The organism is Actinoplanes hulinensis (assembly GCF_019429605.1).
Lineage (GTDB): Bacteria > Actinomycetota > Actinomycetes > Mycobacteriales > Micromonosporaceae > Actinoplanes > Actinoplanes campanulatus.
This window is the reverse complement of sequence record NZ_JAHXZI010000005.1, coordinates 336574-355492: the sequence shown is the minus strand read 5'-3', so window position 1 is coordinate 355492 and position 18919 is coordinate 336574. Positions and strand designations below refer to the sequence as shown.

The following is an 18919-nucleotide window of genomic DNA, read 5'->3' as shown; positions in this document are numbered from 1 at the left end:
CCCTGGGGGGCCCCGGGGTGGGGGGGGGGGCCCACCCCCCCGGCGTGTGGGGGGGGGGGGCGGGCGGGGGGGGCCCCCCCACGCCGTTGCCGGCTCGTCAGGACCGGTGGCGCAGGGTGAGCGGGAAGGTTCCCTCGCCGACGTCGGTGAGCGTGCGGGTGTACTGCCTCAGGTAGGTGTCGAGGAACGGCGACCGGTCACCCTGGGTCGGCACGTCGAACCGCGGGTTCTGCAGCGGGAGGTTCAGCCGCGCGCGGGTGATCTCGATCGTGTTGCCGCTCGGGGTGTCGCGCCAGTTCCCGCTGCCGATCGTCCCGATCTGCACACCCAGCTGGTGGCCCACCTCGAGGGTCCAATCCGTGGACTTCAGGTCGAACGCCACCCGGCCCGCTCGTTCGATCAGCGCTACGTTCTCGTCGAACATCACCGCGGTCCCGTCCGGGGCGACGTCCCACAGCCGCACCATGACATTGCCCGGCGCGCTCGCGTGCAACGTGATCCGCGGTGTGGCAGTGATCCGCAGCCGGGACTCGACCGGCGTGGACCAGGTGAAATAGCTGGACGTCGGCGCGAGACCCTTGGCGGCGGGCGGAGCGGGATCCGTGTAGTGCTCCATGTCCCACTCCTGGCCGGCGGGCGCGGCCAGTGTCGAGGCGATTCCGTCATCGACGTACTGCCCGTCGACCAGGGCCGCGCCGGTGTTGGAGGAAGGCGCCGGCCAGGTCGGCTGGGCGCGCCACGCGCCGGTGTTGTCCTCGACGGCGTAGGCCGGGTCGTGCACCGCCGGGCGGATGCCCTTCAGGTAGCGGTCGTAGAAGCGCATGACCTCGTCGAAGAACCCGGCGCGGCCCATGAGCAGCTGACCCTGATCGTTGGTCTCGTTGCCGCGGACGTGCTCCCACTGCCCCAGCCAGCCCCTCTCGACGCCGTGGTGGTTGTCGAGGAACTCCTGCATGTCCTCGGGCTTGGTGTTGTTCTCGATGAAGCCCTGCGTGACGAAGAGCGGGGTGTTCGTGCCCTTGGCCTGGGCGGCGAGGTTCCGGGCGCGCCAGTAGGACGAGTCCGGGTCGGGATTGTTGTTGTTCGTGAGGTTGTCGGCCAGGCACTCGGGGTGGCTCTGCTCGTACGCCGCGTTGGCCTTGTAGCGACCGGTGTCGTCGGGTAGCGGCGTCATCGTGGCGATGCTGTTGTAGGCGTTCGGAGTGCCGGTCACGTTGGGACGGGGAACCCCGTTGCTGAACAGGTAGTTGTACATGTCCCACACCGGCTCTTGAGCCACGACGGCTTTCAGGGCCGGCAGGCGCAGATTGTTGCCGACGAGCCCGGTGACGGCGTCGTACGACTTGCCATACATGCCCACCTTGCCCGTCGACCACGATCGAGTCGCCGCCCACTGGATCGCGGCCTTGACGTCGGCCTGCTCACCCGGGCCCATCCAGTCGAGGCAGCCGGTGCTTCCGCCGAAGCCGCGCAGGTCGACCATGACGTAGGTGTAGCCGCGGGCGAAGAGGCCGGTGCCGCTGGTGAAGTCCGCGAACCGGCTGGACGGGCCGGTACGGGTCCACCCCTCGGGGCCGGTCTGGCCCGCGTGGCTGAAGTACGAGCTGACGGCGAGGATCACCGGCGTCCGGGCGCGCGACGGCAGGTGTGCCGGCCGCAGGACGTCGGCGTGGAGCTCGACGCCGCTGTTGTCGGCGGACGGGAAGTAGGCTTCCGTCCACACCGCGCCCTCCGGTACGCGGGGGTTCTCCTCGTGGGTGACGCCCGGCGGCGAGACAGCGGCGGCGGTCGCCGGGCCACCTACCGCGAGAGTGGCAACCGTGATCAGCGCGCCGGCGGCTGCTGCTGCCCGTCCGCGTAAACTCATCCGACCTCCAAACATCGAACATCATCTGTACCGTCCTGACGCTAGCGCGCCGGCGTGCCGCATCGCTCCATTGAGAGTGGTCGATAAATTTGCCAGGATGGCGCCATGACGACGGGGCGACGGTTGTTCTCGGCACTGTCCGTAGCGGCGCTTGTGGTGGCCGGCGCCCTCAACGCCGCACCGGCGACGGCCGCGCCGCCGGCCGGGGATCCGGACACGCCGTGGCGCATGCGGCACTGGCCGCAGACCCAGCCCTGGCAGCTCGACGAGGCGGGCACCCTGGGCGGCCTGGCAGGCGCGCCGCAGCCGGTCGACCCCCAGCGGTACGAACTGCCGGACACGATGACCTGGGACGACTACCGGGCTGTGCCGGGCACCGACTGGGCCGACCCGGCGGTGCGCGGCTCGGAACGCACCTTCAACGGGGCGCTGGTGCTGGTCGACTACCCGAACCAGCCGTTCGTGGTCACGCAACCGGCGAACTCGACGATCTACGGGAACCCGTCCGGCGTACAGAATCTGGACCGCTCCGAAGTGCCGGCGTTCTACCGGGACTTTCTGAACAAGCCGGGGGCGCTCAACCGGGGCCACACCATCCACGAATATTGGATGGAGGACTCGAACGGGCGCTTCGGCATCGACTTGAGCGCGTTCGGTGTGTACCAGATGCCGCACGCGAGCCACGAATACGGCATCGAGAACTCCATGCAGCGTGGACTGGGTTGCCCGGCCGACGACGTATGCGGGCGTGACCTGCGTGCCGACGCGCGCGCCGCCTGGATCGCGGCGGTCGGCGAGCAGGAGGCGGCCTCGTACGAATTCGTGTTCTTCCTCTCGGCCGGCCAGGACGAGTCGGCCACCTGGCAGGAGTTCGGCCCGATGAAGTTCACCACCAAGGCGGACGTGAGCGAGGAGTTCGGCCCGCCGGACGAGTCGCTGCCGAACTGGAACGCGACCCGTTACGTCGAGTGGACCTCCTGGCAGGCCTCGGCGAACATCTGGCCGAACGCCACCCAGGGCAGCTCACTGCAGGCGGAGAGTTCGGGCATGTCGACGTACGCGCACGAGTTCAGCCACATCCTCGGCATCGGCGACAACTACAACAACCCGTACTCCGTACCGGCGCGCCGCGACTACAGCGGACCGTGGGAGATGCTGAGCCGCGGCACGTTCAACGGCCCCGGCGGACCGCACAGCCGGTGGCTGATCCCGGGAACCGCGGGCTCGTCGATGGGCGCACAGCACATGCTGCGCAACAAGATGAAGCTCGGCATCGTCGACGACACCGCGGTGCTGAGGCTCTCCCGCGCGGCACTGGCCGAGTCCGGCGTCGTGGTGACCCGGGTGACGGCACGCGCGGTCGATCCCGGCCCTCGCCGGCTGGCCGGCATCAACGTCACCCTGGACGGCGGCGACCGCGGCCCCGCCTGCAACACCGCGACGGACCCGTACTGCGACGGCGGCGGATACGACAACTACACCCTCGAAGTAGTCGACCGGATGGGCTTCGACTCGTTCACCCCGGACTCCGGCGTGCTGCTGGCCAAGACGAAGAACGCGGACGCCGCGCCGTTCATCTGGACCATCGACGCCAACCCGCAGGACATCGACAAGGTCGACTTCGTACTGCCGGACGGCACGCCGCAGAAGATGACCATCGGCGACTACCGGCAGCTCTCCGACGCGCTGTTCCACGCCGGCACCGGATCGGGCAGCCTCTTCGAGTACGCGGACACGGCCAACCGGCTGCACTTCTACGTCCTGGACCGGAAGCGGGACCGGCACGGCGTGCTCTCGTACGAGGTCGCGGTCCGCTCCCTCGACGGCGCCGGGCCGTCGGCCCGCGGTGTGAAGGCGTCGCCGGCCACCGCCCGACCCGGGCCGTCCGGCTGGGCCCGGTGCACGATCCCGATCCGCAACACCGGCCGGAACGCCGACGTCTTCCGGATCTCCGCGCCGGGGGGAGTACTGCCCCGGGCGGTCGTCGGGGTAGCGGGCCGTCAGTCGGCCTCGGCCGAGGTCTACGTCAAGGGTCTGCCGGCGGTGGCGGTCGAGGTCAGGTCGGAGAGCGACCCGGGCGCGACCGCGGTGACCTCCTGCACCGTGCGACGATGACGCCCTGGACACCGAGGCGGGGCGGCGTCGGCTCGGCTGCTCAGGCTGTGGTGGCCGCCCTGCCTCGCTCGATCATCGCCTCGGCGGCGGCCCGGGCCCGGGCCCGGTCGGCCGGCACAAGACCGATGCGGGTACGCCGGTCGAGCAGGTCGTCCGCGTCGAGCGCTCCCTCCCGAACGACGCCCCAGAGCAGCTCCGCCCCCGTCACCACGAGACCCTCGGCGACCGGGCCAGCCAGGTCCGGGTCGTGCTCGGCGAGGGCGGCCAGTTCCGAGGCCTCGGTCCCGTACCGTGCGACGAGCCGGGCGGGCGCGCCCAGCCGGGCCAGGTCCTGCGCCGGCGCGGCCCCGACCAGGGGCAGCCGGGCGGTACGGCACCGGCCCACGGGCAGTCCGGCCGCGGTGAGGGCGGCGTCGACGGCATCGCGGGCCATCCGACGGTACGTGGTCAGTTTGCCGCCGACTACGGTGGTCATCCCGTCCGGCGAGACGCGTACCGCGTGTCGCCGGGACAGGTCCGCCGTGCTTCCGGCGGCGCCGGCGAGCAGGGGCCGCAGGCCGGCGAACGCGCCCACCACGTCGGCGTCCGACAGCGGGGTGTCGAGCACCGTGGCCAGGACGTCGAGCAGGAAGCCCCGCTCGGCGGCGCTCGGCTCGGCGACGTCCGGCACCGGGCCCTCGACCGGCTCGTCGGTCAGCCCGAGATAGCTGTAGCCGTCCTGCTGGGGCAGCACGAAGACGAAGCGGCTCGTCGTACCGGGAACCGGCACGGTGAGGCCGGCGAGCTGCCGGCCGAGGGCCCCGGGGCGCAGCACGAGGTGCGTGCCGCGGGACGGGCGTAGCCGGACTCCCGGGTCGAGCCGGTCCGCCCATACGCCGGTGGCGTTGATGACCGCGCGGGCATGCAGTTCGTGGTGCTCGCCGGTGAGCGTGTCGAACACGGTGGCGCCTCGGCCGTGCAACTGCTCGACGCGGCACCGGGTGATCACCCGGGCTCCGTGCCCGGCGGCGGTGCGAGCCAGCGCGACGACCAGCCGTGCGTCGTCGACGAGTTGGCCGTCCCAGCCGAGCAGGCCACCGCGCAGACCGCTGCGCCGCACCGCCGGGACCAGCCGGTGCACCTCTACCGGCGCGATCCGCCGGGACCGGGGCAGGATGCCGGCCGGAGTGCCGGCCGCGGCCCGCAGCACGTCACCGGCGGCGAGGCCGGCGCGGGCCAGCGCCGCCGGTACGGCGGGCGTCAGCGGGGTCAGCGGCAGTACCGAGGGCAGCGGGCTGACCAGGTGCGGGGCGACGCGGCGCAGCAGCACGTCGCGTTCGGCCGCGCTCTCGTACGCCAGGCCGATGTGGCCGCCGGCCAGGTAGCGCAATCCGCCATGGACGAGTTTGGAGCTCCAGCGGGAGGTGCCGAACGCGAGGTCGTGAGCGTCCACGGCGGCCACGGTGAGCCCGCGGGAGGCGGCGTCGAGCGCGACACCGGCCCCGGTCACCCCCAGGCCCACGACAAGCAGGTCGACGGTCTCGCCGGCGGCCAGCTCGGCGAGGTCACGGGCGCGGCGCGCGGCGGTCAGCGCGGTTGCGGCGGCGGTCACGGCGCCAGGTACCGGTCTAGGAGCAGGCGCAGCTCACTGTCGAGGTCGGCGGAGGTGACCTGGTCGGTCATGGTGCCGATGGAGATGACGAAGCCGTGCAGGGTCAGCAGCAGGCCACGGCCGAGCAGCTCGGGCGCACCGGGCCGGACCGATCCGTCGGCGTGACCCTCGGCGATCGTGACGAGCAGGGCGGCGAGCATCCGGTCCTGGCTGGTGCCGCGCCGGTCCACCAGGTAGGGAAGCAGCACCTCGGGGTCCAGCTCGACGATACGGCGGAAGACCGGGTGGTCGCGGAGTCCCCGGGCCCCGCCGGTGAGCCCGTCCACCAGGCGCTCGCGGGTGTGCCGGCCGGTGGCGCTCGCCTGCGCCTGGAGGGCGAGATCGCCCCACTCCCTGGTCATCAGGTCGGCGACGAGCGTCGCCATGTCGGGCCACCGCCGGTACATCGTCATCCGGGAGACGCCGGCCCGCCGGGCGACGTCGGTCAGCGTGGTGCGGCGCAGCCCTACCGCGAGCACACAGTCGCGCGCCGCGTCGAGAAGCACATCTTCATCTGTACGGCTTCCAAGGGTGTGACGATTCGACGTCATGTGTAACAGTGTAACTCATGAATGAATTGCGCGACGTGGCGCGATGGGGCACCCCCGCCGACGCCGTAACCCTGTCCTCCGACGTACGCGGCCTGCTCAGCGCGGCTCTCGGCGTGACCGGCTCTCGCCCCGCTGCCGCGACCGCCGCCCTGCCGGCCGGCACCCTGAGCGAGACGGTTCTGAAGGAGCTGCGCTCGGTGTGCCCCGAGGTCGCCACCGACGACGAGGCCCGGCTGGCGCACGCCGCCGGCAAATCCACCGAGGACCTGCTACGGCTGCGGGCCGGGCAGGCCGACGACGCCCCGGACGCGGTGGCCCGGCCGGCCACCCAGCAGCAGGTGGCCGACCTGCTGGCCGTCTGCTCCCGGCTCCGGGTGGCGGTCGTCCCGTTCGGCGGTGGCACCTCGGTGGTCGGTGGCCTCGCCGCCCGCCGGGAGGGTTTCGCCGGCGTGCTCGCGGTCGACCTCGCCGCTCTCGACCGCCTGGTGCACCTCGACCGGGTCTCGCGGACCGCGACCTTCGAGGCCGGCGTGCGCGCGCCACGGGCCGAGCGGTTGCTGGCGGCCGAGGGTTTCACGCTCGGGCACTTCCCGCAGTCCTTCGAGTACGCCAGCCTCGGCGGCTTCGCCGCGACCCGGTCCAGCGGCCAGGCGTCCGCCGGGTATGGACGGTTCGACCGGATGGTCGTCGGCCTGCGGGCGGCCACCCCGATCGGGCTGCTCGACACCGGCCGGGCCCCGGAGTCGGCCGCCGGCCCCGACCTCCGCCAACTCCTGCTGGGCTCGGAAGGCGCATTCGGTGTGATCACCGAGCTGACCGTACGGGTACGCCCGGCGCCGCGGGCACACCACTACACGGGCTGGAGCTTCCCGTCGTTCGACGCCGGCGCCCACGCGGTGCGCGCGCTCGCCCAGGACGGGCCACTGCCCACCGTGCTGCGGCTGTCGGACGAGACCGAGACGGCGATCAACGCGGCGACCGGCGGCCCGCAGGCCGGCGGCTGCCTGGCCGTCGTCGGCGTCGAGGGCACCGCCGAGGATGTCGCCGGCCGTACCGCCGCGCTCGAACGGCGGCTGACCGAGCTCGGCGGCACCCCGCTCGGGACCGGGCCCGGTGAGTCCTGGCAGGAGGGGCGCTTCCGGGCGCCCTACCTGCGTGACGCCCTGCTCGACGCGGGTGCGATCGCCGAGACGCTGGAGACGGCGACGTTCTGGGACCGGCTGCCGGCGACCTACGCCGCCGTGCGCGGCGCCCTGATGGAGAACCTCTCCGGCGCCGGCACGCCGCCGCTGGTGCTGTGCCACATCTCGCACGTGTACGACAGCGGTGCCTCGCTGTACTTCACCGTGGTCGCGGCCCAGGCCGAGGAGCCGGTCGCGCAGTGGCAGGCGGCCAAGGCCGCGGCCAGCGACGCCATCGCCGCCTCCGGGGCCACCATCACTCACCACCACGGCGTCGGCCGCGCGCACCGCCCCTGGTACACCCGCGAGATCGGGGACGTCGGCGTGGCCGCCCTGCATGGCGTGAAACAGGCGCTCGACCCGCACGGCATCCTCAACCCGGGCATCCTGCTGCCGTGAACCGCGACCGGTTCACCGCCGTGGTCAACCCGGCGGCCGGTGCGGGCACGGCGGCCGTCCACGTCACCCGGCTGGCAACCGCGCTGCGGGAGAGCGGGGCCGCGGTGACCGTGTCGTACACCCGCTCGCTCGGCCACGCCACCGAGCTCGGCGCCGCGGCCGCCGCCGCGGGACACACCGTCCTGGCGGTCGGCGGCGACGGCGTCGTGGGCGCGGTCGCCGCCGGCCTGGTCGGCTCCGATGCCGAGCTGGCGGTCGTGCCCGCCGGGCGGGGCAACGACTTCGCCCGCTGCGCCCCGCTGCCGGCCGATCCGGCCGCTGCCGCTCAGGCCCTGCGTACGCTGCCCGGCCGGCCGATCGACGTGGCGGAGGCGAACGGCCGGGTGGTCGCGGGCAGCGCTTGCATCGGCATCGATGCAGCCGCCAACGACCTGGCGAACCGGCGCCGGCTACCGCGCCACCCGATCGCGTACCAGCTCGCCGGCTTGGCCGTCATCGCGGGGTGGCGCCCGGTGGAGTACACGCTGACCGTGGACGGGCAGACCACCTCGTTCACCGGGCACACCGTCGTGGTGGCCAACGCACCGTGGTACGGCGGTAGCCTGCGGGTCGCACCGCACGCCCGGCTCGACGACGGCCTGCTGGACATCGTCACCGTCGGGGCCCTGCCGCGAGGCCGGATGCTGAGGGCGCTCGCCGCGCTCCGGCACGGCACCCACCTGGAGCTGCCCGGCATCGAAACCCGCCGAGCCCGGACGGTCACCGTCACGGCGAACCGCCCACTACCGGTGTACGCCGACGGTGAACCGCTCGGTAGCGGCCCCGTCGCTGTCTCGGTCCGGCCGGGGGACCTGCGGCTCATCGGCGCGCCCCAGCCCACCTGAACCGTGCAGGCAGGGTTCCCGCCACGTACGCACCGACCGCACGACGAGGCTCCCGGTCGGGGCTGAGATCGCGCTGCCTGGCCTTGCCGGTCTTCTTCACGGTGCCGGTGGCATCGCGGTAGGACAGGCCGGTGATGCCGGTCGGGTCACCCTTCGCGTCCACCAAGGACAGCAGGGTCGACTCGCCCCCAGGCCCAACCCGGGCGGGGCGGACAGCCGTGCCACGACGGCCTAGGGTCGAGCCGTGTATCCCGTCACCCTCACCGGTCCACGGCTCACCCTGCGTGAATTCCGCTCGGATGACCTCGACGCCTCCATGGCGGTCGTCGGGGACGAGGAGGTCGTCCGCACGCTCAGCTTCGACGTCCGCGACCGTGACACCCAGGCCGAACGGCTCGCGCAGGACATCGCCCGAGCACGGACCTCGCCGCGGCCCGAGTACTACCTGGCCGTCACCGACAGCACCGACACGCTCATCGGCTTCGCCCGCATGGGGCTGGGCCGTGACCGCAGCGGCGAACTCGGCTACGCCATCCGTCATGAGGATTGGGGCAAGGGCTACGCCACCGAAGCCGCCACCCTCATGATCGACTTCGGCTTCAAGACCCTCAACCTGCATCGCATCCGAGCTGCCTGCGGTCCCGGAAACCACACCTCGCAGCGACTCCTCGCCCGCCTCGGTTTCACCCCCGACGGCCGCATCCGAAACCACGTCTTCACCGACGGCGCCTGGCGCGACTCAGTGCTGTACTCGCTTCCCAACCCCGAGAAGGACGGTGAGCTGGTACGGGAGTACGTAGGGACGGTGAAGATCCAAGGTCAACCAAAGATCCATTTTCGAGTCTTCGCGAGTTCGCTCGATGAGGCGCGTGCGTCAGCCGTTGAAAGGCACGGGGAAGGCATCATCTCCGTCTGGAACGAGGAGGATGCGAGGAGGACCCGGTAAACCCGGGACGCAGGATCACCTTGCCGGCGGTACGGCGGTCAAGCAGGTCCCGGTGGGTGGTGGTGCCGACGGCCTCGGCGCCGGGCACGAACGGCAGCGCGGGGCGGGAAGGCAGGACCGGCGACCCGGCTCGTGTCGGCGAAGTTGCCCCCCGCTGCGGTCACCTGGACCAGCAGCTGCCTGGACCCGGGACCGGATCGGGCAGCTCGGCGAGTTCCAGCGCCTCCGGGCCGCCGAAGCGGCCGACCTGGATCGCGCGCATCGTGCCGGCCCGGGTGACGGTCACTTGACCTCGTGCAGCGCGCCGGTGGTCACGTCGTAGACGAAGCCGCGGACCGACTCCTTGACCGGCACGAACGGGTCGGCCCGGATGCGCCGGATCGACTGGCGGACGTCCTCGTCGAGATCGGTGAAGGCCTCGGCCGCCCACGGCGGCCGCAGCCCGGTCTCGCGTTCGACGGCGGCCTTGAACTCGTCGTCGGTGAACGTCAGCATGCCGCAGTCGGTGTGATGGATGAGGATGATCTCCGTGGTGCCCAGCAGCCGCTGACTGATCGCCAGGCTGCGCAGCACGTCGCCGGTGACCGCCCCACCGGCGTTGCGGATCACGTGCGCGTCGCCCTCGGTGAGGCCGAGCAGCCCGTACGGATTCAGGCGCGCGTCCATGCAGGCGACCACCGCGACCTTCCGCGCCGGGGGCAGGGGCAGCTCGCCCCGGTTGAACGCCGCGGCATAGCGTCCGGCGTTGACCAGCAGTTCATCGGTGACCGTCATGAGCTCTCCCGCCTACGTTGCGGATCGCCGTGCCGGCGAACGCGCAACAGAATCCTATTGAGCCCATAGGTTTACTGCAATAAGAGGAGGGCGCTCTTTCGAGGCGCCAGGAACCAGCCATTGACGGTCAGCCGGAGCCACCGTGGCCGGTTGCGTCCGCAGTGGACCCGGCACTGGTGCGGCGTGTCTAGGCTGGGCTGGTGGACAGCCGAGCCGCCGAGGTCGAAGAGCTGGCACACGCGGCCGCCGCCGGCGACGCCACCGCGCTGCATGCCCTGCTGACCGTGCTGCGACCTGACATGCTCCGGATATGTGCCCGGTTCCTGCCGAACCGTGAAGACGCCGAGGACGCGTGTCAGGACGCGCTGCTCGCGCTCACCAGGTCGATCGGCGGCTTCGAGGGCCGCTCGTCGTTCCGTACCTGGCTCTACCGTCTGACCGCCAACCGCGCCAGGTCGACCTATCAGAGGCTACGCGGCCGCTTCCTGGCCGAATCGGGTGGAGTGCCGCTGCCCGATCGTCCCGACCCGCGCAGGACCAGCGTGGTGGCGGGAACCCGCCTGGATCTGCTCGACGCGCTGGAGCGGCTACGACCCGATCTTGCCGAGGCGGTCGTCCTGCGGGATCTGCTCGACCTCAGCTACTCCGACATCGCCGCGCTTGTCGCGGTACCGGAGGGCACCGTGAGATCCCGCATTCACCATGGCCGTTCACAGCTGCGGCTGCGGCTGGCCCCGCCCGGGGAAACCGGATGCGCGGCCGGCTGACGGTCGGTGTGCTCGCCGCGTCGCTGGCCGTGGCGGGATGCGCGGCCGAGTCTCCGGTCTCGCCGCTACCGACCGAGGCCGCCACCGGAACGGCACCGGTACGGTCGGCGGCCGGCGGGCCGGCGAGCAGAGCCCCGAGCGTGTCGCCGCCCCGGCCCTCCCTCGCGTCCACTTCGTCGCCGTCGCGCCGCCCCCGCGTCACCCCGAGCCCGAGCCGGACGTCCGCCCGGCCTCCGGCGTCACCGTCCTGTGAAGGCGCGGTCGTCCACACCATCGACGCGGCCGCGGACGAGCTGGCTCTGGTTCCCGCGATGTGCCTGGCGGTTGGTGCGGTGCTTCGCATCGAGAACATCGGGCCGGGCGAGGTCACCACCGACTCGCCGGAACTGGTCGCGCAGCATTACGAGGCCGGCGTCGTCGAGGTGCGTTTCGTGCGTAAGGGCACTGTCGTCGTGACGATCCCGCAGGGCGGCAGGACCCATGACATCACGGTGGTGGTCCGCTAGGTCGTGCCGACGCCGCCGAGCAGCGCGTCGACCTCCTCGTCGCTCGTCTCCGGTTCGAGGGCGATCTGCACGTACACCAGGGCCGCCGATCGGGTGTCCGGCCGGACCGCCTCGATGATCACCGGCTTGGGGCCGGTGCAGCTGAAGCGCGCCACCACCCATTCGGCACCGGACTGCCGGGTGTGCCGGACCGGCGCCGCGGCGCAGCGTGCGTGCGGATGCTCCGCGACGAAACCGGCCGCCGTCGTACGTGCCCCGGCGCTGCGGGACAGTCCGATGAACGCGCCGGGCACACCCGGATCGGTACGCCAGCGCGCTGGATCCGGGGAGATCACCAGAGCGGGTTCCAGCCCGCCGTCCCTGTCGAGGCGACCGGCCCAGCCGGACCCCGCGGCACGCCATCCGGCGGGCAGCACCACTGTCAGCTGCCCCGTACCGTCACGGGCCGTACGCATGCCCTCGGGGTGGGCGGCCTCGGACGGGACGCCGGCCAGGACCACGACGGCCGCGATGACGGCCGCCGCGCGCCCGAACGGCGTGAACGCGCCACCGGTGCTGTTCCCGACGGCCCGGTCGAGCGCCGCCGCGAACGCGGCGGCGTCCGGAGGTCGATCCCGGGGGTTACGCGCCGTCGCCCGGTGCAGGAGCGCCGCGACCCCGGGGGGTACGCCCGGACGCATCCGCGACCGCCCGGTGCTCTGCTGTGTGCTCAGCAGCCGGGTGCCGAGCCGTCCCAGCCCGTAGACGTCGGCGCTGGTGTCCACCGCCGCGAGGTGGTCGTCCTGTTCCGGAGCCATGTAGCCGGGGGTGCCGGCGCGCGCCGTCAGCCCCGATGCGGCGGCAAGCGCCTTCGCCAGGCCGAGGTCGGCGATCAGTACCCGCTCCGGTCCTGGTGACGCTGTCTGGAACAGGATGTTGCCGGGTGTGAGATCGCGATGCACGATCCGGTGCCGGTGCAGCACCGCGACGCCCGCGGCGATTTCCCGCAGTACCCGCAGGGCCACGGTGGGCGGCAGCTCACCCTGTTCGAGCCGGTCGCGCAGGCTGCCGCCCTCGGCGAATTCCATGACCGAGTACGGGCGGCCGTCCGGCAGTTCGCCGACGGCGTACACCCGCACCACCCGTTCGTCGGCAAGCCGCCACAGCAGCCGGGCCTCCTGCTGAAAACGTTCCCGGACCCGCAGGTCGTGGGCCCAGTTCTCGGCCAGCACCTTGATCGCCACGTATGCGTCCAGCGCCGGGTCGTGGCCGAGCCACACGGTGGCGAACGACCCGGCGCCGAGCAACCGTTCGATGCGGTACCCGCCGATCTGCCGTAGGCCGGTCATGATGGCGCAACTTCACCCGTCACGGCTCGACCATAGACGCCGATCGCTAGACGGCTAACGGACCGCGACGGCCGTCACGGAGCGTGTCGCCGCGTCGACCGCAGCGGTGAAGACGACACTGGCCGGCCGGCGGAACTGGCAGGCGTGGATGCCGGCCTCGTAGTAACAGTTCACGGCCCCGGCAGGGGTGACCGTCAGCAGGCCGGGCCCGAGGTTGACCACCCGCAGCGTCGCGCCGATCCGCAGGCACGGCGACCACCAGCGCAACTCGTCGGTGGTGTCGAGATCGACCACGCTGCCCGCCGGCGAGCAGGCCGTCGACGGCTGTCCGGGTACCGCCGCGGGCACCCGGACGAGCAGCTCCCGGCCATCCGCGGCCAGCGTGAGGCGCACGGTGCCGGTGCGGATCAGGCGGCACTGGTAGGTGCCCGCCGCGTAGAAGCAGTCGACCATGGTGGCGGGCCGCGCGAGCAGCGACCCGGGTCCGGTGTTGACGACACGCACGACCCCGCCGACCGCGATGCACAGGGGCGGCAGCGTGCCGAACTGTGCGGCGTCGACGGAGTGGACCACCGCGCCCTCGCAGGCGGCGCCGGCCGTGAGGGACGGCGGCCCAGCGGCCGCCGACGCGGCGCCGGAGGTGCCGGCCGACAGTAGGACGAGTCCGAGCAACACGGCTGCGCCGAGCCGGTGGAGGTGCGAAGAGATGCGCATGACGGCGTTGACTCCTTCTTTGTAGGGCTGTCCTCTCATCTGTCCCACCGCGGCCCGCTTTCGTTCACCGTCGCCCGGGATCGTCTGACGTTTCGGATGCGCCGCACCCGCTCAGCAAGAGCGCGATCCCGCCGATCCCCTGAAGGTGGAGGTCTGCGAGAAGACGGACCTGGCGCCGGGGTTGGACCGGCTGGCCCGGATGGCCGTGCGGCAGCTGCATGTCCCGATCGCGGGAGTGTCCCGGCCCGGCACGGACCCGAACGAGTCGCATCCGTGCAACCGGTACGTGGCCGGCGAGGGCAATCCGCTGATCGTTGCCCGCTGCGACGCCGACCCGCGGCTGAGCCGGGACCCGGCGGTCCGGAAACACGAGACCGTCGCCTACGCCGGGTATCCGCTGCGGGGGCCGGACGGGGAGTCGCCCGGCGTGTTCTTCGTGGCCGATGTCGTGCCGCGGCAGTGGACCGACGACGAGCTGCAGAACCTGCTCGATCTGGCCGAGACCGCCGAGTCGGAGATCGCGTTGCTCACCGCGTGCGATGCCGCACGGCACTCCGCGGAACGGCTGCAGAGGATGCTCGACGACGCCATCGAGGCCTACCTGTCGATGGATGCCGACGGGCGGATCATCGGGTGGAACAGGTCCTCCGAGCAACTGTTCGGCTGGTCCGCCGCTGAAGTCCTGGGGAAGCGCACCACCGACCTGCTCGTGCCGCCGAGGTACCGGGACCGGCACGAACAGAGGCTGGCCGAGGCCCGGCGTACCGGAACCTCCGAGCTGGCCGGGCAGTGGCTGGAACTGGCGCTGCTGAACAAGCGGGGCCGGGAGATCCCGGTCGAGATATCCCTGTACATGAACGACGAGCACGGCCGGCCGGTGTTCAGCATGTTCATGCACGACATCACCGAGCGGACCGTGGCGCGCACCGAGCTGGAGAACGAACGGGCCTTCCTGCAGGCGGTGCTGAACAGCCTGGACGTCGGGGTGGTGGCCTGCGACAGCCGGGGCGTCCTGACCCAGTTCAACCGAGCCATGCAGGAGATCCACGGCCTGGAGATGCGGCCGCTCGGGCCGGAGTCGTGGCCGCGGACCTACCATCTGTTCGAGCCGGACGGGCATACTCCGATGCGGCCGGAAGACGTCGGGCTGGCCCGCGCCTACCGGGGTGAGATCGTGCGGCGCCAGGAGAACGCGATCGTCGTCCCGGGCCGGCCACCACGCTACTTCCTCACCAACTCCCGGCCGGTCGAAACCGCGGACGGGCGGCGCCTCGGCGCCGTGGAGGCGGTGCACGAGGTCACTGAGGCTCGCCGCGCCGAACTGCTGCGCCGCTGCCGGTACGCCGTCGCGAGCGCGCTCTCCGAGGCCACCTCAGCACAGGAGGCCGCGGCCGCGGCCGCGGCGGCTGTCGCCGCGGAACTGCAGTGGGCCTGCGCCGAATACTGGGAGGTCGACGAGGAACGAAACCTGATCGTCCGGGCCAGTTGCTGGAGCCGGCCCGGCACCGACCTGACAGGCTTCCGGAACGAAGGTACGCGGGCCGTCACCCGCGGCCACGCCTTGGCCGGCGCCGTCTGGGAACGCGGCATCGAAATCTGGAGCACCGACCTGATCCGCGACCTCACCTTCCCCCACCGGGGCCGGGTGCGGGCCGGCTACCAGGCCGGGCTGCGGACGGGGATCGGTGTACCGGTGCTCTGCGGTCACGGGGTGGCCGGTGCGCTCGTGTTCTTCACCGATGCCGCGATCGATCGCGACCACGAGATCCTCGTCATGCTGCGCGACATCGCCGGACAGATCGGCCGTTTCGTGGAACGGCGCCGCGCCGAGGACCTCACCCTCGCGCTGGCCGCCGCCCGCCGCGACTTCAACCGAGTCATCGAGCAGGTCAACGACTCCTTCTGGACCGTCGAGATCACCCCGTCCGGCGAGGTCCGCTCACATTACGCCAGCGTCGGCGGAAAAGGCATCTTCGGCGGCGCCCTGCCCACCGGCACGGATGCGGCAACCACCATCAGAGAGCTCGTGCACCCGGACGACCGGGAGATATTTCAGCGATACCACGAGCAGACGTCGACGGGCGAGCCGGCCGAATGCGAATGCCGGATGGTCGGCTTCGACGGCGTCACCCGCTGGGTGTGGATGCGCGCCGTCCCCCGCCGCACGAACGGCCACCTCTACATCGACGGCGTGGCCACGAACATCACCGAACGCCGGGAACTCGCTGACCAACGTGAACGACTACTCGCCCAGGAACAGCACCAGGTACGCCGCTTGCAAGAACTCGACCGGATGAAAGACGAACTTGTCGCCGTCGTCAGTCACGAACTACGCAACCCCATCGCCATCATCGCCGCCTACACCGACGCGCTACGCGACGAACCCGGCCTGGCCGACCAACCCGGTCTCGCCGTCATCGCGCGTACCAGCGAACACCTCAACCACCTCGTCGAAGACCTACTGGACCTCGCCCGCTTCGACAGCGGGCGAACCACCATCGACCTCAAACCCATACGGCTGGACCGGCTGCTACGCGAAGCCGTACACGACCACCGACCCCACGCCGAAACCCAATCGGTCACCGTCACCATCGACATCGACCCACTGCCAGTGGTGCCCGGCGACGCCCCCCGGCTCCGGCAGGTCGTCGACAATCTGCTCTCCAACGCCATCAAGTACACACCCGCCGGCGGCACCGCCGCCGTGACCGCACACGCCGACGACACCACCGTCAGCATCAGCATCAGCGACACCGGCATCGGCATCCCCGCCGAGCAATACCCCAAACTCTTCACCCGCTTCTTCCGTGCCACCACCGCGACCGACCGCAAAATCAAAGGCACCGGCCTCGGCCTCGCCGTCACCAAAGCCATCGTCGACGCACACGACGGCACCGTCACCGCCCAACCGGCACCCACCGGCGGCACCACATTCACCGTGACCCTGCCCCGCTGATTCATGACCAGACCGACCGTCCACGGCGGGTCAGCATCACACCTTGACCGCCGGGCGGGTCTAGCATTCGCTCTATGGCCCGACTTCGCCCCCTGCTTGCCTTGACCGTCGTTCTGTTCTCGCTGGTCGCGTGCACTCGCGACAAGAACGACGACACGGCGAGCCTGCCGAACGGCGCCACTCTGGTGCAGGAGTGCGCGGTGGCGATGCGTGAGGTCAAGACCACGCGCTTCCTGATCGTCGCCGACGGTGAGATCGCCGGGCTCAGCCTGCGACGGGCCGAGGGCACCCTGACCAGGGAGGGCAACGCGAAGGGCACGGCGCAGATCGAGCAGGCCGGCTCGACCGTCGAGCTGGAGTTCGTGATCGTCGGCGACACGCTCTATCTGAAGGGGCCGACCGGCGACTACCAGACGCTGCCGCTCACGCTGGCGGCCACCGTCTACGACCCGTCGGCCATCCTCGATCCCGAGCGCGGCGTCGTCACGATGCTCGAATCCGTGACCAGCCCCGAGACCGAGGCCGCGGAGGCCGTCGGCGGCAAGGACGCCTGGCGGGTCGCCGCGGACACGACAGGCACCGGGCTGGCGGGGCTCATCCCCGGCCTCACCGGCACCATCCCGACGAAACTGTGGATCGCCGACGCCGACAAGCGCCTGCTCAAGGCGGCCTTCACGCTGCCGGGCGGCTCGGTGACGGTGACGTTCGAGGAGTTCGACGTGCCGGCGGTGATCAGTGCTCCCTGACGCCACGGCCACCGGGCCGGTGGCGCGGCGGCGGCTGGCGATCGGCGTCGGTGGCGCCGCCGTGCTGTTGGGGGCCCTCGACGCGTACGTCGTGGTGACCGTCCTCACCGACATCCTCAGCGACCTGCACATCCCGCTCAACCGGCTGGAGCGTGCCACCCCGATCGTGACCGGCTACCTGCTCGGGTACGTGGCCGGGATGCCGCTGCTCGGCTCGGTCTCCGACCGGTTCGGCCGCCGCGCGGTCATCGTCGCGTGCCTGGCCGGATTCGCGGTGGGGTCGGCGGTCACCGCCGGATCCGGCGAGTCGCTGTACTGGCTGGTCGCCGGCCGGGTCCTGCAAGGGCTGGCCGGTGGCGCGCTGCTGCCGGTGACGATGGCTCTCGCCGGCGATCTCTGGACGGAACGGCGCCGTCGCGCGGTGGCTCTCGGCACGGTCGGCGCCGCGCAGGAGCTGGGCAGTGTGCTCGGCCCGATCTACGGCGGCGCGGTCGCGGCACTGATCGGCTGGCGGGGCATCTTCTGGATCAACATCCCCCTCGCCGTCCTGGCCATCGTCGCGGTGCTGATCGCGCTGCCCCGCGAAACCGCCGCCGGCCGGGAACGCCCCGGCGTCGACGTGATCGGCGGCATCCTGCTCGCCGCCGGGCTGGCTCTGCTCGTCGCCGGGCTCTACAACCCGGATCCGCGGGACTCGGTGCTGCCGGACTGGGGTCCCGTCGCGATCGGCGCGGCGGTGGCCGTACTCCTGATCTTCGTCTGGTGGGAGAGCCGGACCCGAACGAAGCTGTTCGATCCCGCGGGCGTGGGCATGGCGCCTTTTCTCGCCGCGCTCGGCGCGAGTTTCTGCACCGGCGCCGCACTGATGGTGACCCTCGTCGACGTCCAGTTGATCGCGCAGACACTGCTCGGCAAGGACGCGTTCGGCGGCACGCTGCTGCTCACCCGGTTCCTGGTCGCCCTGCCCGTCGGGGCCCTGCTCGGCGGCGTGTTGCTCGCTCGCCTGGGCGAGCGGCTGGTCACCCTGACCGGGCTGCTCACGGCGGCTTTCGGGTACGTGCTGATCGCGCACTGGCCGACCGATGTGCTCGCCGTGCGCTACGCCGGGTTCCTGCCCCGCCCGGACACCGACCTCGTCGTCGCGGGATTCGGTCTCGGCCTGGTGATCGCGCCGCTCGCCGCGGCCGTGCTGCGTGTCACCCCGCCGGACCGGCACGGGGTGGCCTCCGCGGCCGCGGTCGTGGCCCGGATGGTCGGCATGCTGCTCGGTGTCGCCACGCTGACCGCGTGGGGGCTGCACCGCTTCCAGACGCTGACCGCGACACTCGACACCCCGCTGCCGTTCGGCGTCGACCCGGCCGAGTACCAGGCCCGGCTCGCCGTCTACGAGGCGGCGGTCAAGGCCGCCCTGCAAACCGAGTACCGCGAGATCTTCCTGGTCACGGCCGGTGCCTGCGTGGTCGGTGCGCTGCTCGGGCTGCTGCTGTCGGGCCGGCCCGCTGCCGCCGGTGCCGATCCCGGTGGTCAGATCCGGGCCGTACGCGGCCGGATCTGA

At 71.8% G+C, this 18919-nt stretch carries 16 protein-coding genes; 9 read left to right on the top strand and 7 right to left on the bottom strand.

The features are described 5' to 3' along the window. Positions 1 to 97 precede the first annotated feature (97 nt). On the bottom strand, positions 98 to 1867 hold the full coding sequence (locus KZ829_RS12210) for a CocE/NonD family hydrolase (RefSeq protein WP_220143958.1): 1770 nt from the start codon (positions 1865 to 1867) through the stop codon (positions 98 to 100). Positions 1868 to 1972: 105 nt separating this feature from the next. On the opposite strand from KZ829_RS12210, the gene KZ829_RS12205 reads away from it, so the two are divergent. Then, entirely contained in the window at positions 1973 to 3982 is a 2010-nt protein-coding gene (locus tag KZ829_RS12205; protein ID WP_220143957.1) for a M6 family metalloprotease domain-containing protein, read from the top strand. Positions 3983 to 4022: 40 nt separating this feature from the next. On the opposite strand, the gene KZ829_RS12200 is transcribed toward KZ829_RS12205, so the two are convergent. Further along, on the bottom strand, positions 4023 to 5573 hold the full coding sequence (locus KZ829_RS12200) for a glycerol-3-phosphate dehydrogenase/oxidase (protein ID WP_220143956.1): 1551 nt from the start codon (positions 5571 to 5573) through the stop codon (positions 4023 to 4025). Then, entirely contained in the window at positions 5570 to 6163 is a 594-nt protein-coding gene (locus KZ829_RS12195) for a TetR/AcrR family transcriptional regulator (RefSeq protein ID WP_220143955.1), read from the bottom strand. Before KZ829_RS12195 ends, KZ829_RS12200 begins: the two co-directional genes overlap by 4 nt. A gap of 17 nt (positions 6164 to 6180) precedes the next feature. Between KZ829_RS12195 and KZ829_RS12190 the strand changes: the two genes are divergently transcribed. The 3 genes from KZ829_RS12190 to KZ829_RS12180 all read left to right on the top strand — a co-directional run bounded on the left by KZ829_RS12190 (position 6181) and on the right by KZ829_RS12180 (position 9573). Beyond that, a complete protein-coding gene (locus KZ829_RS12190; protein ID WP_220143954.1) occupies positions 6181 to 7743 on the top strand; it encodes an FAD-binding oxidoreductase in 1563 nt (520 codons plus the stop codon). Next, positions 7740 to 8627 carry a diacylglycerol/lipid kinase family protein gene (locus KZ829_RS12185; protein WP_220143953.1) on the top strand — a complete coding sequence of 296 codons (888 nt, stop codon included), beginning with the start codon at positions 7740 to 7742 and terminating at the stop codon, positions 8625 to 8627. Before KZ829_RS12190 ends, KZ829_RS12185 begins: the two co-directional genes overlap by 4 nt. Positions 8628 to 8871: 244 nt before the next feature. Next, positions 8872 to 9573, top strand: a complete 702-nt coding sequence (locus KZ829_RS12180; RefSeq protein ID WP_220143952.1) for a GNAT family N-acetyltransferase — start codon at positions 8872 to 8874, stop codon at positions 9571 to 9573. Between the two features lie 160 nt (positions 9574 to 9733). On the opposite strand, the gene KZ829_RS43940 is transcribed toward KZ829_RS12180, so the two are convergent. Then, complete coding sequence (locus KZ829_RS43940) at positions 9734 to 9859, bottom strand: hypothetical protein (protein WP_281428094.1); 126 nt, start codon at positions 9857 to 9859, stop codon at positions 9734 to 9736. Then, the gene (locus KZ829_RS12175) at positions 9856 to 10347 is read right to left on the bottom strand and encodes a beta-class carbonic anhydrase (RefSeq protein ID WP_220143951.1); all 492 of its coding nucleotides are present in this window, start codon (positions 10345 to 10347) and stop codon (positions 9856 to 9858) included. The genes KZ829_RS43940 and KZ829_RS12175 overlap by 4 nt, the downstream gene beginning before the upstream one ends. Before the next feature lie 200 nt (positions 10348 to 10547). Here KZ829_RS12175 and KZ829_RS12170 point away from each other — a divergent pair, with 200 nt between their 5' ends. Further along, positions 10548 to 11114 carry an RNA polymerase sigma factor gene (locus KZ829_RS12170; protein ID WP_308285447.1) on the top strand — a complete coding sequence of 189 codons (567 nt, stop codon included), beginning with the start codon at positions 10548 to 10550 and terminating at the stop codon, positions 11112 to 11114. Next, positions 11099 to 11620 (top strand): superantigen-like protein SSL4, encoded by a 522-nt coding sequence (locus KZ829_RS12165; RefSeq protein WP_220143950.1) that lies wholly within the window; start codon positions 11099 to 11101, stop codon positions 11618 to 11620. Before KZ829_RS12170 ends, KZ829_RS12165 begins: the two co-directional genes overlap by 16 nt. Here KZ829_RS12165 and KZ829_RS12160 read toward each other — a convergent pair. Both KZ829_RS12160 and KZ829_RS12155 read right to left on the bottom strand, forming a co-directional pair. Beyond that, on the bottom strand, positions 11617 to 12948 hold the full coding sequence (locus tag KZ829_RS12160; RefSeq protein WP_220143949.1) for a serine/threonine-protein kinase: 1332 nt from the start codon (positions 12946 to 12948) through the stop codon (positions 11617 to 11619). The two genes, KZ829_RS12165 and KZ829_RS12160, sit on opposite strands and share 4 nt — an antisense overlap. 54 nt (positions 12949 to 13002) lie before the next feature. Beyond that, on the bottom strand, positions 13003 to 13662 hold the full coding sequence (locus KZ829_RS12155) for a hypothetical protein (RefSeq protein WP_220143948.1): 660 nt from the start codon (positions 13660 to 13662) through the stop codon (positions 13003 to 13005). 145 nt (positions 13663 to 13807) lie between these two features. Here KZ829_RS12155 and KZ829_RS12150 point away from each other — a divergent pair, with 145 nt between their 5' ends. The 3 genes from KZ829_RS12150 (at position 13808) to KZ829_RS12140 (ending at position 18919) form a co-directional block, all read left to right on the top strand. Next, positions 13808 to 16618: a sensor histidine kinase gene (locus KZ829_RS12150; protein ID WP_220143947.1), complete on the top strand. Its 2811-nt coding sequence runs from the start codon at positions 13808 to 13810 to the stop codon at positions 16616 to 16618. A 101-nt stretch (positions 16619 to 16719) separates the two neighbouring features. Beyond that, the gene (locus tag KZ829_RS12145; RefSeq protein ID WP_220143946.1) at positions 16720 to 17364 is read left to right on the top strand and encodes an LppX_LprAFG lipoprotein; all 645 of its coding nucleotides are present in this window, start codon (positions 16720 to 16722) and stop codon (positions 17362 to 17364) included. Beyond that, positions 17354 to 18919: an MFS transporter gene (locus tag KZ829_RS12140; protein ID WP_308285446.1), complete on the top strand. Its 1566-nt coding sequence runs from the start codon at positions 17354 to 17356 to the stop codon at positions 18917 to 18919. The genes KZ829_RS12145 and KZ829_RS12140 overlap by 11 nt, the downstream gene beginning before the upstream one ends.

Excerpts from the sequence above, each read along its gene's own strand:
- KZ829_RS12205 (WP_220143957.1), top strand. The coding sequence starts at position 1,973 with ATGACGACGGGGCGACGGTTGTTCTCGGCACTGTCCGTAGCGGCGCTT.
- KZ829_RS12175 (WP_220143951.1), bottom strand. The coding sequence starts at position 10,347 with ATGACGGTCACCGATGAACTGCTGGTCAACGCCGGACGCTATGCCGCG.
- KZ829_RS12210 (WP_220143958.1), bottom strand. The coding sequence starts at position 1,867 with ATGAGTTTACGCGGACGGGCAGCAGCAGCCGCCGGCGCGCTGATCACG.
- KZ829_RS12165 (WP_220143950.1), top strand. The coding sequence starts at position 11,099 with ATGCGCGGCCGGCTGACGGTCGGTGTGCTCGCCGCGTCGCTGGCCGTG.
- KZ829_RS12160 (WP_220143949.1), bottom strand. The coding sequence starts at position 12,948 with ATGACCGGCCTACGGCAGATCGGCGGGTACCGCATCGAACGGTTGCTC.
- KZ829_RS12195 (WP_220143955.1), bottom strand. The coding sequence starts at position 6,163 with ATGACGTCGAATCGTCACACCCTTGGAAGCCGTACAGATGAAGATGTG.
- KZ829_RS12190 (WP_220143954.1), top strand. The coding sequence starts at position 6,181 with ATGAATGAATTGCGCGACGTGGCGCGATGGGGCACCCCCGCCGACGCC.
- KZ829_RS12155 (WP_220143948.1), bottom strand. The coding sequence starts at position 13,662 with ATGCGCATCTCTTCGCACCTCCACCGGCTCGGCGCAGCCGTGTTGCTC.